We start from the raw sequence: 12,844 nt of genomic DNA, 5'->3' as shown, positions 1-12,844 counted from the left end.
CGGGAGGTCGTCCACGGAGGTCGTCCACGGAGGTCGTCCACGGAGGTCGTCCACGGAGGTCGTCCACGGAGGTCGTCCACGGAGGTCGTCCACGGAGGTCGTCCACGGAGATCGCGCCGCCGAAGCCGCGTTGCCGAAGTCGCGTTGCCGAAGCCGCGCCGCCGACGGTTAGTGCGCGTACGGTCCGGCGCGCCGATCTGGGTCGAAACGCAGAATCGCGGCATGCTCCGAGTTGGGTCTCCAGTGCGCCGCCGCACGCCTTTGATGGCCTTGCGGGAGGCGTGTTGTCGACATCGCAGGTGATCAGGACCGTTCGATGCCGAGATGGTCCATCTGTCCACATGGCGGGCGTGCCTGCGTACGCATACCTGTTGTATCTATGATGCGTGCATGGCTTCCACCGCCGCTCCTGCCAAGCAGCCCCCCGCCGCCGAGCGGGTCTACGCCCACGTCAAGCAAGCCGTCCTCGACCGCCGCTACGAAGGAGGCACCCTCCTCACCGAGGGCGACCTCGCCGACGCGGTCGGCGTGTCCCGTACGCCCGTGCGCGAGGCCCTGCTCCGGCTCGAGGCCGAAGGGCTCATCAAGCTCTATCCGAAGAAGGGCGCGCTCGTGCTGCCCGTCTCCGCGCAGGAGATCGGTGACGTCGTTGAGACTCGTCTGCTCGTCGAGGAGCACGCCGCCCGCAAGGCCGTACCCGCCCTGCCGCGGCTCATCGAGCGGCTGGAGGAACTGCTCGAGGAGCAGCGGCGGTTCGCCGCCGAAGGAGACCTGGCCGCCGTCGCCGCCAGCGACCGCTGCTTCCACGCCGAGATCGTCCGCAGCGCCGGCAACCAGATCCTCGACCGGCTCTACGACCAACTGCGCGACCGCCAGCTGCGGATGGGCGTCGCCGTGATGCACGCCCACCCGGACCGGATCGCCAAGAACATCGCCGAGCACGCGGAGATCCTGGAAGCCCTGCGCACCGGAGACGCCGAGGCAGCCGCCGCGGCCGTCCACCGGCACGTCGGCTGGGTGAGGAACCTCATCCGGGGGGATGCGCGGTGAGCGCAGCCGTCCGCCTGCCGGGCGATCCGCCCGGAGGCCGCCGCGCCGTCGCTGTCTGGGGCATCGGCGTCGCCGTCTACTTCGTCGCCATCACCTTCCGGACCAGCCTCGGCGTCGCGGGTATCGACGCCGCCGAGCGCTTCGACATCAACGCCTCCGCCCTGTCGACGTTCTCCATCCTCCAACTGCTCGTCTACGCCGGGATGCAGATACCGGTCGGCCTGTTGGTCGACCGGCTGGGCACCAAGAAGGTCCTGGCGATGGGCGTCGTCCTGTTCACCGTCGGCCAGCTCGGCTTCGCGCTCTCGCACTCCTACGCCTCCGCCCTCGCCTCCCGCGCGCTCCTCGGCTGCGGTGACGCGATGACGTTCATCAGCGTGCTCCGGCTCGGTTCGCGCTGGTTCCCCGCCCGCAGAGGGCCGCTGGTCGCCCAGATCGCCGCGCTGTTCGGGATGGCGGGCAACCTCATCTCCACGATCGTGCTCGCCCGGCTGCTGCACGGCCTCGGCTGGACCACCGCCTTCGGGGGCAGCACGGTCGGCGGCGTGCTCGTCCTCGTACTCGTGCTGCTGTTCCTCAAGGACCACCCCGAGGGCTACGAACCCGGGCCGGCCCGCCACTCGGGCGGAAGCTACGTACGCAAGCAGATCGCCGCGGCCTGGCGGGAGCCGGGCACCAGGCTCGGGATGTGGGTGCACTTCACCACCCAGTTCCCCGCCATGGTCTTCCTGCTGCTGTGGGGGATGCCGTTCCTGGTCGAGTCCCAGGGTCTGTCCCGGGCCGTGGCCGGTGAACTGCTCACGCTGGTCGTGCTGTCGAACATGGCGATCGGGCTGACCTACGGGCAGATCATCGCCCGGCACCACCGGGCCCGTACGCCGCTGGCCCTGGGCACGGTCGGCATGACCGCGCTGCTCTGGGGCACGGTGCTCGCCTGGCCCGGCGGCCCGGCGCCGATGTGGCTGCTGGTCTCGCTGTGCCTCGTCCTCGGCGGCTGCGGCCCCGCGTCGATGATCGGCTTCGACTTCGCCCGCCCCGCCAACCCGCCGGAGCGGCTCGGTACCGCCTCAGGGATCGTCAACATGGGCGGCTTCACCGCCTCGATGGTGACCCTGCTCGCCATCGGCGTCCTGCTGGACGCGACCGGCGACAACTACCGGATCGCGTTCGCCTCCATTTTCGTCCTGGAGGCGCTGGGCGTTTCGCAGATCCTCCGCCTGCGGCGCCGCGCGGACCGGCGTGAGCGCGAGCGGGTGGTGGCCAGCCGCGTGGAGACCGTCCACGTGCCGGCTTGAGCCCACCCGAGGGCGGCGGGTGGTACGGCGTGATCCCGGTCGGAGCTACGGTGGCCCGATCCGGGTGCGGCTACGGGGTGATCGAGAACTTCCGCAGGATCGCCTGCGCCAAGTCCTGGTCCCCCTCGACCTTCACCCGGTCCGCCACCGAATCCGGCGTCACCCGACCGCAGGCCAGCAGCACGTACGTCTCCCAGTCCAGCGTCAGCGTCGCCGCCGGGCCCAGCGACGGGCTGCCGGTGACCGACCCCTGCCCCTCGGCGTCCACGCGGACCGTGCGCATGAACTCCAGCGGCCCGTGCACATCGAAGACGACAGCCGAATTCGCCGGTGCACCGGCGTCCTTGGCGACGACCCTCGGCAGCGCGTCCAGCAGGAGGTCGCGTGTCACCAGCGCGGCCGGCGAATCGAGGTGGCCCGGTTTGCCCAGGGCGCGCCGCAGGTCCTGCTCATGGACCCAGACGTCGAACGCCCGCAGCCGCAGCGCCTCTTCGAGGGTGGTCTCGGTGCCCAGCGGGCCGCGCACCTTCGTGTCCGGTTTACGTGTCTCGTTCCGCAGTTGCCGCGAACGGCGGATGATGACGTACTCCAGCTCGGAGGTCATCTCGGGTGCGGTGTGGCACCGTCGGACGTCGACCTGCACCTCCATGTACCGGGTGATCTCATTGGTCACGTGGTACAGGTCGCGCGGCAGCGTGTGGATCGGACGCGGGTCGCCGAGCATCTCGCACTCGATGCCGATGACATGGGACACCACATCACGCACCGACCAGCCGGGGCAGGCTGTCGCGCGGTTCCACTCGCCCTCGACGAGCGGTGTCACCAGCTCGGATATTGCCTCGATGGAGTGAGTCCAGGCGTCGATGTAGGACTGGAGGCTTGGGTGGACGGTCACGTGACCCCTCGGGCGGTTCGTACTCGTACGCGGGCTGGGTGCTCGAGCCTCGGCTCTGGCAGTTAAGTTACGCTGCGCACGGGCACCCCGGCAGTGCTTTCGCCTCTGATCGTAGTTCCGTCGGCAGCCTGGATTCGAACGCTCGAATTCCGAGAGTGGTGGTACTGTGCGCGCCTCGTTGCTCCAGATCGATGTTAATCCGGACGAGTCGGTCGAATCGCGCCGCGAACGTGTGGCAGAACTCGTCCGCGCACAGGCCGGTGCCGACCTCGTCGTCCTTCCCGAACTGTGGCCCACGGGAGCCTTCGCGTACGAGAGTTTCGAGGAGTTCGCCGAGGCCCCCGAAGACGGCCCGACGGCCACGGTCATGTCGGCCGCGGCAGCCGACGCCGGAGTCTTTCTCCACGCCGGCTCGATCGTCGAGAGGGCCACGGACGGCACCCTCTACAACACCTCCCTCGTCTTCGGCCCGGACGGCACGCTCCGCCGCACCTACCGCAAGATCCACCGCTTCGGCTTCGACAAGGGCGAGGCCGTGATGATGGGCGGCGGCGAGGAGATCGTCACTCTCGAACTGCCCGGCGCCGTCGCGGGCCTGGCGACCTGCTACGACCTGCGCTTCCCCGAGCAGTTCCGGCGGCTGACCGAGGCGGGCGCGCAGTTCCTGGTCATCCCTGCCGGGTGGCCGGCCCGCCGGAGCGAGCACTGGACGCTGCTGGCCCGAGCCCGGGCCGTCGAGAACCAGGCATACGTCCTCGCCTGCTGCTCCGCCGGCACCCACGCCGGGGTCGAACAGGCCGGACACAGCCAGGTCGTCGATCCGTGGGGCGAGGTGCTCGCCGAGGCGGGCAAGGGCGAGCAGGTGCTGACCGTCGAACTGGACCCGGGGAAGGTGGCCAGGACTCGCGAGGAGTTCCCGGTGCTGCGCGACCGGGTACTGGGCCTGGCCGATCCGCGAGGCTGAGGAACCGCCGGAGAGCCGTGCTCTCAGTGCCGCGTGCTGCGTGCTGCGTGCCGCGTGCCGCGTGCCGCGTGCCGCGTGCCGCGTGCCGAGCGGCTGAGTGCTGAGGGGCTGCGCGTCTGAGGGGCTGAGTGCTGAGTGCCCTGCCCTCGGTCCTCGCGCCCGTGCTCGCGCTCCGCGAGCCTGATCACGCACACCGCCATGGCGATCAGCAGCGAGTGGCCCTTCGCCATGCCGGTCCCCCACGCACGGGGCATGGGGTGCTGCTGGGGGAGACGGGTGCCCGCGGCGGAGCCGCCGATGCCGGGGCCCCCGGGAGAAAGCAGCCTGTACCGAGGTGTTCCCGGTGCGGCCGGGCGCAAGCACATCCACGGGCGGACGGGTGAGGCGGGTGAAGCGCGCGTGGAGCCGGTGAGCCGGAGCGGGTGAGGGGGACGCGGAGGAATACCTGCACCACTCATGTGGTTGGCTGAATCCATGGCTCCACGTGCACGCGTCCGCGCCCCCGAACTGATCGGCAAGGGTGGCTGGCTCAACACCGGCGGAAACGATCTGACCCTCGCCGACCTGCGAGGACGGATCGTCATTCTGGACTTCTGGACCTTCTGCTGCGTGAACTGCCTGCATGTCCTCGACGAGCTGCGCGAGCTGGAGGAAAAGCATCGCGACACCGTCGTGATCATCGGTGTCCACTCGCCGAAGTTCGTGCACGAGGCCGAGCACCGGGCCGTCGTCGACGCCGTGGAGCGGTACGAGGTGCGGCACCCCGTCCTCGACGACCCCGAGCTGGCCACCTGGAAGAGCTACGCGGTGCGCGCCTGGCCCACTCTCGTCGTCATCGACCCCGAGGGCTATGTCGTCGCCCAGCACGCGGGCGAGGGGCACGCCCACGCCATCGGGAAACTGGTGGAGGAGCTCGAGGCCGGACACGCGGCCAAGGGAACGCTGCACCGCGGCGACGGACCGTATGTCGCCCCCGAGCCGGTGGCGACGGAACTGCGCTTCCCCGGCAAGGCGCTGCTGCTTCCCGGGGGCACCTTCCTCGTCACGGACACGACCCGGCACGCGCTGGTGGAGCTGGCGGCCGACGGTGAGACGGTCGTCCGGCGCATCGGGACCGGCGAGCGGGGGCTCACCGACGGCGGGCCGGAGCGCGCCCGGTTCAGCGAGCCGCAGGGCCTGGCACTGCTGCCCGACAACACCGTCGTCGTCGCGGACACGGTCAACCACGCGCTGCGGGCGTTCGACCCGGCGACCGGGGAGGTCACCACGATCGCGGGCACCGGCCGCCAGTGGTGGCAGGGCTCGGCCCGCTCCGGTCCCGCCCGCGAAGTGGACCTCTCCTCGCCGTGGGATGTGGCCTGGTGGGACGGCCGGCTGTGGATCGCGATGGCCGGCGTCCACCAGCTCTGGACGTACGACCCCGTGACCGGGAGGGTCGGGGCCGCGGCCGGGACGACGAACGAGGGACTGGTGGACGGGCCGGCGGCGGAGGCGTGGTTCGCGCAGCCGTCGGGGCTGGCCGCCACCGAGGACCGGCTGTGGGTCGCCGACGCGGAGACCTCGGCGGTCCGCTACGTCGAGCGCGCCGCGCGGACGGCGTCCGGCGGCGGTTCCGCCGCGGACGCCGGCTTCGTGGTCCGTACGGCCGTCGGCAGCGGTCTCTTCGACTTCGGCCACCGGGACGGTCCGTCCGAACAGGCCCTGCTCCAGCATCCCTTGGGCGTCACCGCGCTCCCCGACGGTTCGGTCGCGGTCAGCGACACGTACAACCACGCGCTGCGCCGCGTCACTCGGGGGGCCGGGGACGGGGGGACCGGCGAGGTGAGCACGCTGGCCACGGATCTGCGCGAGCCGTCCGGCGCGGTGCTGGTGGACGGCGACATCGTGGTCGTCGAGTCCGCCCGCCACCGGCTGACCCGGCTGCGGCTGCCCGAGGAGGCCGTACGGGTCGAGTCCGTCGCCCACCGTACGCAGCGCACGGCCACCGAGATCGCCCCGGGCAACGTCCGTCTCGATGTGGTCTTCCAGGCGCCCGCCGGGCAGAAGCTCGACGACCGCTACGGCCCGTCGACCCGGCTGATCGTCAGCGCCTCGCCGCCCGAACTGCTGGCGGACGGCGCCGGTACGGGCACGGATCTGAGCCGCGATCTCGTGCTGGCCGATGGCGTCACGGAGGGGGTGCTGCACGTCTCCGCGATGGCCGCGTCCTGCGACGCACCTGCCGGATCAGCAGCTGCGAACGGCGGCACCGATGACGCGGACGGCGCCGTTGGGGCCGCCTGCCATGTTCACCAGCAGGACTGGGGCGTCCCGGTCCGGGTGACCGGTGACGGGACCTCCCGACTCCCCCTGGTGCTGGCCGGTCTGGACGGCTGAGAGCCGCCGCTCAGCGGTAGCGGGGGTGGTCGTCGACCTCGACCACGGGGGCGCCCGGGGAGGGGGGCTGGACCCGCCGCCGCTTGAGGATGCTCACGTACGCCGCGAGGCCGATGAAGCCGACCGCCATCATGATCAGGCCGACCAGGTCGACGTTGACCCCGGCCATATCCCAGTCGGTCGCGAAGGTGAGGATGGCCCCCACCGCGATCAGACCGATGCACCCGCCGATACCCATGGTGCCCGCCTCCGTTGTTGCTCGGCTGTTCCGGACTTGATGCTGTTCCGGACTTGACGCTCTTCGGGTACCCGGGCCCGGAACAGCCATGCCACGGCGGGTGGTTCGGCCCTGCCGCGAGGGCCGGGCGGATCACCAGGTGAGTGCGTCGTCCACGCTGTTCACCCAGTACGTGACCTTGGCGCTGTCGTCGACGTGGGCCGAACCACCGGGCACGGGCAGGGTCACCGGGCGGCCGGGGTCCCCGGACGGGTCCACCTCGGCGAAGGCGATACCGGCTTCGGACACCTCGCGGCCGCCTGCACCCGAGCCGTCGGCGGAGGAGAGGGCGATGCCGGCGTAGGCCGACTTGCCCGGCGCGATCGTGGTCACGGCCTGCGGCTTGCTCTCCTCCTGCGCGTCGAGGCCCGCCTTGTCGCCGTCGAAGGTCACGTAGGGGAAGGCGTACGCCGTGCAGGTGGTCCTGGAGGTGTTGGTCGCGGTCACCAGCATGTGGTTGACGGGCCGCTTGACCGCCTGGAGTTCCACCTTGACGTTCTTGGGGGCGCAGGTGGGTCCCTTGGCTGCGCCCGGCCGGGCGGAACCGCCGTTGGCCGTACCGCCGTTGGCCGTACCGCTGTTGCCGGTGGCCTTGGCGGACGTTCCGGTGCCGCCGGACTGCTGCTCGGCGGAGCCCTCGGAGTCCTTGGCACCGGAATCCTTCGCGGCCGGGCCGTTCGTGGGTTCGCCGGAGGTCCTGACGCCCGTGGCGGACTCCCCGCCGCAGGCGGTCAGGGTGAGGGCGGCCGCGGCGGTGAGGCATGCGGCGGCGAGACGCAGCGAACGGGAGCGGCCGGCGGTGGCGGTGGCGGTGGACGGCATGTCAGTTCTCCTGTGGTGGGGGGCGGTTGGCCGGTACGCCGTGAAGCCTGCCGCCACCCATTGCCGTACCGCTAACTTCTCCCTAACGATCCGCTGTCCCCCGGGGGAGAGGGCGGGGGCGGGGGAGGATCGGCCTCTCCCGGCTCCCCGTCCCGCGCGAAGAGCTGCACCAGAGCGGTCATGACATAGCGGTCGGTGGCCTCCTCGTCGACGAGATGCATTTCGGCGAGCCGGTCCAGACCGTCCCGGGTCCGATCGGGGTCCGACCCGGCGAGCGCGGCCGCCGCGGTCGAGTCGACCCGGCGGTCGTAGCCCATGGCGAGCGCGCTCAGCAACTGCGCGTCGTCCGCCGAGAGCCGCGCCACCGACATCCGCAGCGCGGCGGCGATTCCGGTGTCCTCCGCGGACAGCAGGGCCAGCCGGCGCCGCTCGTCGCGGAGCGCCGCGGCCAGCCGGGCCAGCCGCCAGCGCGGACGCGCCGCCAGCTGAGCGGCCGCCGCGCGCAGTGCCAGGGGAAGTCCGTCGCACAGACCGACCAGCTCGTGGGCGGCGTCCGGGTCCTCGGCGACCCGCTCGGGGCCGAGCAGGGCGCCGAGCAGCGCCACCCCTTCGCCGGGCTCCAGCATCTGTACGGGAACCGGCCGCGCCCAGTCCGTGGCGACCAGTCCGTCGAGCCGGCTCCGGCTGGTCACGAGGGTGGCGCAGTCCGGCCCGCCCGGCAGCAGCGGGCGTACCTGTGCCGAACTGCGCGCGTTGTCCAGGACGACGAGGAGCCTGCGGCCCGCCACGATCGACCGGAAGAGTGCGGATGCGGCCTCCGCCGACGGGGGTATGTGCGCGGGCGGCGTGCCCAGGCCCAGCAGGAACTCGCGGAGCACCTCGGCGGGTTGTGCCTCGTCCCCTTCGCCGAAGCCGCCGAGGTCGGCGAAGAGCTGCCCGTCGGGAAACGCGTGGCCGTACAGATGCGCCCACTGCACGGCGCACGCGGTCTTGCCGACCCCGGCCGGGCCGGTCACCACGGCGACCGGGCTCTGCCCGTTCGCGGTGGCGGTGACCCACCGGGTCAGCTCGGCCAGTTGCGTCTCCCGGCCGAGGAAGCGGGTGGGAAGCCGGGGCAGGAGGCGGGGGACGGTGTACGGGGCGTGCGGGGCGTCGCCGGTGCCCCTCCCCGGATCGGGCGCCTGATGTGCGGGGGCTTGGTGTGCGGGTGCCCGGTGCGCGGGGGCCTGGTGTGCCGATGCCGGAAAGGTCGGAGCCGGCGCCCCGCTGTGCCCCGCGTGCGGCTGCCCGGAGTCCCGGGCCGCTCGGGTTCCGTGGGCCGGCGGACTGCCGTGCGCCTGTGGGGAGTACGGCGGTGAGGCCGCCGCTTCCGCCCGCAGGATCTCCTCGTACGCCCGGCTCAGCCGCTCGCCGGGATCGACGCCCAGTTCCTCGTCGAGCAGCTGCCGGGTCCGGTGGAACCAGCGGAACGCGTCCGACTGGCGGCCCGCCCGGTACAGGGCCTGCATCAGCGCCGCGACCAGCCCCTCGCGCAGCGGGTTCGCCGCCGCCTCCGCGTACAGCACGGCCGCGGCCTTCTCGTGCTCACCCAGTGCCCCGTGGGCGCTCGCCAGTGCCTCGACGGCCGTCAGCCTCCGCTCCTCCAGCGCGTGCGAGGCGGCGGCGAACTGGGGGCTCTCCACGGTTCCGGTGAGAGCAGGACCGCGCCACAGGCCGAGCGCCTCGCGGAGCAGGAACACGGCGTCCTGCGGGGCCGCCTGGGGCCGTGCGAGGGACAGCAGCTCGCTGAACCGATGGGCGTCGATCAGTTCGTCCGGCAGCCGCAGCAGATAGGCCGAGCCGTGCGTGGCGAGCTCGATGCCGTACGTCGCCGCGCCCCCTTCGGCCAGGGTCGCCCGCAGCCGCGACACATGGCCCTGGATGACGGTGCGGGCGTGGGCGGGCGGTTCGTCCTCCCAGAGGGAGGCGATCAACTGCTCGAGGGAGACGGTGATGTTGGGCTGCAGCAGCAGCATGGCGAGCACGCTGCGCCGTTTGGCGGGCCCCAGCGGGAGCTCGCCGGACCCAGTGCTGACGACAACCGGGCCGAGCAGCGAGAATTCCAACTCAGTCCCCCAGGAAGGCGGTCAGCGCGTTCGCCAGGAGATACGGGTCCTTCGCCCCGCACAGTTCACGTGCCGAGTGCATGGACAGGATCGCCACCCCGATGTCGACGGTGGTGATGCCGTGCCGGGCGGCCGTGATGGGGCCGATCGTGGTGCCGCAGGGCATGGAGTTGTTGGAGACGAACGGCTGCCACGGCACGTCGGCGCGCTCGCAGGCGGCGACGAACAGGGCGCGGCCGCTGCCGTCCGTGGCGTAACGCTGGTTGACGTTCACCTTGAGGATCGGGCCGCCGCCGGGCATCGGGTGGTGGCCGGGCTCGTGGCGCTCCGCGTAGTTGGGGTGCACGGCGTGGCCGGTGTCGGACGACAGACACACCGTCCCGGCGAAGGCGCGGGCCTTGTCCTCGTAACTCCCGCCCCGCGCGAAGACCGACCGCTCCAGGACGTTGCCGAGCAGCGGTCCGTCGGCGCCGGTGTCGGACTGGCTGCCGTTCTCCTCGTGGTCGAAGGCGGCCAGCACCGGGATGTGGCTGAGTCCCTGCCCTGAGCCCGCCACGGCGGTGAGCGCGGCCGTGCCCGCGTGTACGGACAGCAGGTTGTCCATCCGCGGCCCGGCGAGCAGCTCCCGGTCCCGGCCGAGGTAGGCGGGTGGTTCGACGCTGTGCACCATCAGATCCCAGCCGGTGACCTGCTCGGCGTCGACCTCCGCCTCCTGCGCCAGGAAGCGGATCAGATCGCCCTCGCTCACGTCCCCGAGGCCCCAGACGGGCGTCATGTGGCGCTGCTTGTCGAGCTTCAGCCCTTCGCTGTTGACGGACCGGTCCAGGTGCACGGCGAGCTGCGGTACGCGCAGCAGCGGCCGGTCGACCGAGACCAGCCGGTGGGCGCCGTCGCGGAGCGTGAGCCGCCCGGACAGCCCCAGATCGCGGTCGAGCCAGGTGTTGAGGAGCGTGCCGCCGTAGATCTCGACGGCGATCTGCCGCCAGCCGTGCGCCCCGGTGTCCGGGACCGGCTTGACGCGGAGGTTGGGGGAGTCGGTGTGCGCGCCGACGATCCGGTACGGGGTCGCGGGCGCCGCGCCCTCGGGCACGTACCAGGCGATGATCGCGCCACCCCGCAGCACGTACTTCCCACCGGCCTCGCCGTCCCAGGACGCGGTCTCCTCGACCTGCCGGAACCCGGCCTTCTCCAGCCTCCCGGCGGCGCTCGCCACTGCGTGGTACGGCGACGGGCTCTCGGTGAGGAAAGTGATCAGGTCGTCGGTGTGGCCGCGGTCGAAGCGGGGGCGCGCGCTCATGGGCACAGCATAGAGACGGGTCCTCCCCCGAGCTTCCGTTGGCGGGTGCGCCGGCCGCCCGCCGGGGCCGGAGCGGACCCCGGCGGCCTCCCGCGTCGTCGGCGAGGTGCGGCCGGGGTGACGTGCGAGCAGGATCGAAGGAGTGTGGGGAATCCATCCGCACAGCGCAGAGCCGACGGAGGCCGGACAGTGGGTACGCCATCGCAGGACGGGACCGGGAACGACACCGGCGGCACCGTGCGGGTCTCCCGCCACCCGCCGCTTCCGGGCGACGGCCTCACCTGGGAGCCCAGCGAGCGCTGGGTGCGCGGGACCAAGGGGGAGGTCACCGTCGTCGACAGCCGTCGGCCCCTCCTCGTGTGGGAGCCCGGCCGCCCGGTGCCGCTCTACGCCTTCCCGGAGGAGGACGTCCGCACGGACCTGCTGCGGCAGGCCGCGCCGCCCGCGACCGGACGTCACTCGGGATCGACGGTCTTCTACGACCTCGAGATCGAGGGCGAGGTCGTCAGGAAAGCGGCGTGGTCCTACCCCGGCGAGCAGCTCGCCGGGTACATCGCCTTCGAGTGGTTCGGGCGGAACGTCCTCGACCACTGGTACGAGGAGGACACGGAGATCTTTGTCCACCCGCGTGACCCGTTCAAGCGGGTCGACGCCCTTCCCAGCAGCCGGCACGTCCAGGTCGAGATCGAGGGCACGGTCGTCGCCGACACCCGCACACCGGTGCTCCTGTTCGAGACGCATCTCCCGGTCCGCTACTACATCCCCCGCGAGGACGTCCGGTTCGGCCTGCTCACCCCCACCGACCAGCACACCCGGTGCCCGTACAAAGGCGTGGCGACGGAGTACTGGTCATGGGCGGGCGGCGGGCGCGTTCCGCCGAACCTGGCCTGGAGCTACCCCGACCCCCTCCCCGCGGTCCGTGAGATCACGGGCATGGTCGCCTTCTACAACGAGGTGGTCGACATCGTCCTCGACGGTGAGCGGCTGGAGCGCCCGGTCACCTTCTTCAGCAAGATGCTGTCCCGGTAGCTCACGGGCTGATGTTGTGGTTGAGGCGGAACAGGTTGCCGGGGTCGTAGCGGCGCTTGACGGCGGCCGGCCGGTCGTGGTTCTGGCGGTGGTCGGCGCGGACGCGGTGCTGGTCGTCGTGGTCCAGGACAGGAGTCAGCGGACGACGACCACCGGTGTTCCGACGGCCGAGAAGTTCCAGAGCGCGGTGCCGTCGTCGGAGCGGAGGCGGATTCCTCCGGTCTGCTTCCCGGGAACCGGCTTCGGCGACGAGCCGTCCACGGCCGCGGAGAAGGCGATCGAGACGTCGCCCGAGGTGCCGAAGTAGATCACGTGCTCGATCGGTACTCCGTCGCTGCCGGTCGTCGAGGGGCGGCGGATGGTCACCTGGTGGTTCCCGAGGCCGGGGTCCAGCGTCCCGGGCCATACGGGGAAGGTGCCGGCCTTCGCTCCGCGGGCGTCCACCAGCCATGCCCGGTCCTGGCCCAGGGAGTAGATTATTCGCTTCCCCTGACCCGAATCGGCGGGAACAGCAGGGGATTTGGGCGGGCGCGGCTCGGCGTCGGCGCTCGGCGCCTGCGGGGCCTTGGCCTTCCTGTCCTCCGCGAGGTGCCGCGGAGCCGCGCCGTTCGCCTGCAGGGCGAGAACCGCGACCACGGCGATCGCGGACGCGGTGAGGCCCGTCACCGCGGCCCATGAGGGGATCGTGCGTGCCATGGGTCGATGTCTCCCGATGTCCTGCTACTGGAGGTGCT

Annotated in this window: 11 protein-coding genes and 1 pseudogene; 5 read left to right on the top strand and 7 right to left on the bottom strand. The window is 71.9% G+C overall.

The features are described from left to right. Positions 1–390 precede the first annotated feature (390 nt). Both ABZW18_RS20215 and ABZW18_RS20210 read left to right on the top strand, forming a co-directional pair. The gene (locus tag ABZW18_RS20215) at positions 391–1,050 is read left to right on the top strand and encodes a GntR family transcriptional regulator (protein WP_356189193.1); all 660 of its coding nucleotides are present in this window, start codon (positions 391–393) and stop codon (positions 1,048–1,050) included. Beyond that, complete coding sequence (locus ABZW18_RS20210; protein WP_356189192.1) at positions 1,047–2,345, top strand: MFS transporter; 1,299 nt, start codon at positions 1,047–1,049, stop codon at positions 2,343–2,345. The genes ABZW18_RS20215 and ABZW18_RS20210 overlap by 4 nt, the downstream gene beginning before the upstream one ends. Before the next feature lie 70 nt (positions 2,346–2,415). Here ABZW18_RS20210 and ABZW18_RS20205 read toward each other — a convergent pair whose 3' ends face one another. After that, entirely contained in the window at positions 2,416–3,240 is an 825-nt protein-coding gene (locus ABZW18_RS20205; protein WP_356189191.1) for a maleylpyruvate isomerase family mycothiol-dependent enzyme, read from the bottom strand. Positions 3,241–3,406: 166 nt separating this feature from the next. Here ABZW18_RS20205 and ABZW18_RS20200 point away from each other — a divergent pair, with 166 nt between their 5' ends. Together ABZW18_RS20200 and ABZW18_RS20195 are read left to right on the top strand one after the other, a co-directional pair. Beyond that, positions 3,407–4,204 carry a carbon-nitrogen family hydrolase gene (locus tag ABZW18_RS20200; RefSeq protein ID WP_356189189.1) on the top strand — a complete coding sequence of 266 codons (798 nt, stop codon included), beginning with the start codon at positions 3,407–3,409 and terminating at the stop codon, positions 4,202–4,204. Between the two features lie 474 nt (positions 4,205–4,678). Beyond that, positions 4,679–6,580, top strand: coding sequence for an NHL domain-containing thioredoxin family protein (locus tag ABZW18_RS20195; RefSeq protein ID WP_356189187.1), 1,902 nt, complete (start codon positions 4,679–4,681; stop codon positions 6,578–6,580). A 10-nt stretch (positions 6,581–6,590) separates the two neighbouring features. Here the strand turns inward: ABZW18_RS20195 and ABZW18_RS20190 are convergent, their stop codons facing one another. The 4 genes from ABZW18_RS20190 to ABZW18_RS20175 all read right to left on the bottom strand — a co-directional run bounded on the left by ABZW18_RS20190 (position 6,591) and on the right by ABZW18_RS20175 (position 11,081). Continuing rightward, complete coding sequence (locus ABZW18_RS20190) at positions 6,591–6,818, bottom strand: hypothetical protein (protein ID WP_356189185.1); 228 nt, start codon at positions 6,816–6,818, stop codon at positions 6,591–6,593. 132 nt (positions 6,819–6,950) lie between these two features. Further along, positions 6,951–7,679, bottom strand: a complete 729-nt coding sequence (locus tag ABZW18_RS20185; protein ID WP_356189183.1) for a DUF4232 domain-containing protein — start codon at positions 7,677–7,679, stop codon at positions 6,951–6,953. Positions 7,680–7,750: 71 nt separating this feature from the next. Then, entirely contained in the window at positions 7,751–9,784 is a 2,034-nt protein-coding gene (locus tag ABZW18_RS20180; protein ID WP_356189181.1) for a BTAD domain-containing putative transcriptional regulator, read from the bottom strand. 1 nt (position 9,785) lies between these two features. Next, on the bottom strand, positions 9,786–11,081 hold the full coding sequence (locus ABZW18_RS20175) for a M18 family aminopeptidase (protein ID WP_356189179.1): 1,296 nt from the start codon (positions 11,079–11,081) through the stop codon (positions 9,786–9,788). A gap of 237 nt (positions 11,082–11,318) precedes the next feature. Here ABZW18_RS20175 and ABZW18_RS20170 point away from each other — a divergent pair, with 237 nt between their 5' ends. Further along, positions 11,319–12,110, top strand: coding sequence for a DUF427 domain-containing protein (locus tag ABZW18_RS20170; protein WP_356189202.1), 792 nt, complete (start codon positions 11,319–11,321; stop codon positions 12,108–12,110). A 1-nt stretch (position 12,111) separates the two neighbouring features. Here the strand turns inward: ABZW18_RS20170 and ABZW18_RS20165 are convergent. Continuing rightward, positions 12,112–12,237: pseudogene (locus ABZW18_RS20165) on the bottom strand (BBE domain-containing protein); the annotation flags it as partial. Between the two features lie 8 nt (positions 12,238–12,245). Beyond that, positions 12,246–12,806, bottom strand: a complete 561-nt coding sequence (locus tag ABZW18_RS20160) for a L,D-transpeptidase (protein WP_356189177.1) — start codon at positions 12,804–12,806, stop codon at positions 12,246–12,248. Between the last annotated feature and the right edge of the window lie 38 nt (positions 12,807–12,844).

Source organism: Streptomyces sp. NPDC004647, from assembly GCF_040609575.1.
Classification (GTDB): domain Bacteria; phylum Actinomycetota; class Actinomycetes; order Streptomycetales; family Streptomycetaceae; genus Streptomyces.
Note: the sequence above shows the minus strand (reverse complement) of the source record. Positions and strands in the feature narration are given on the sequence as shown.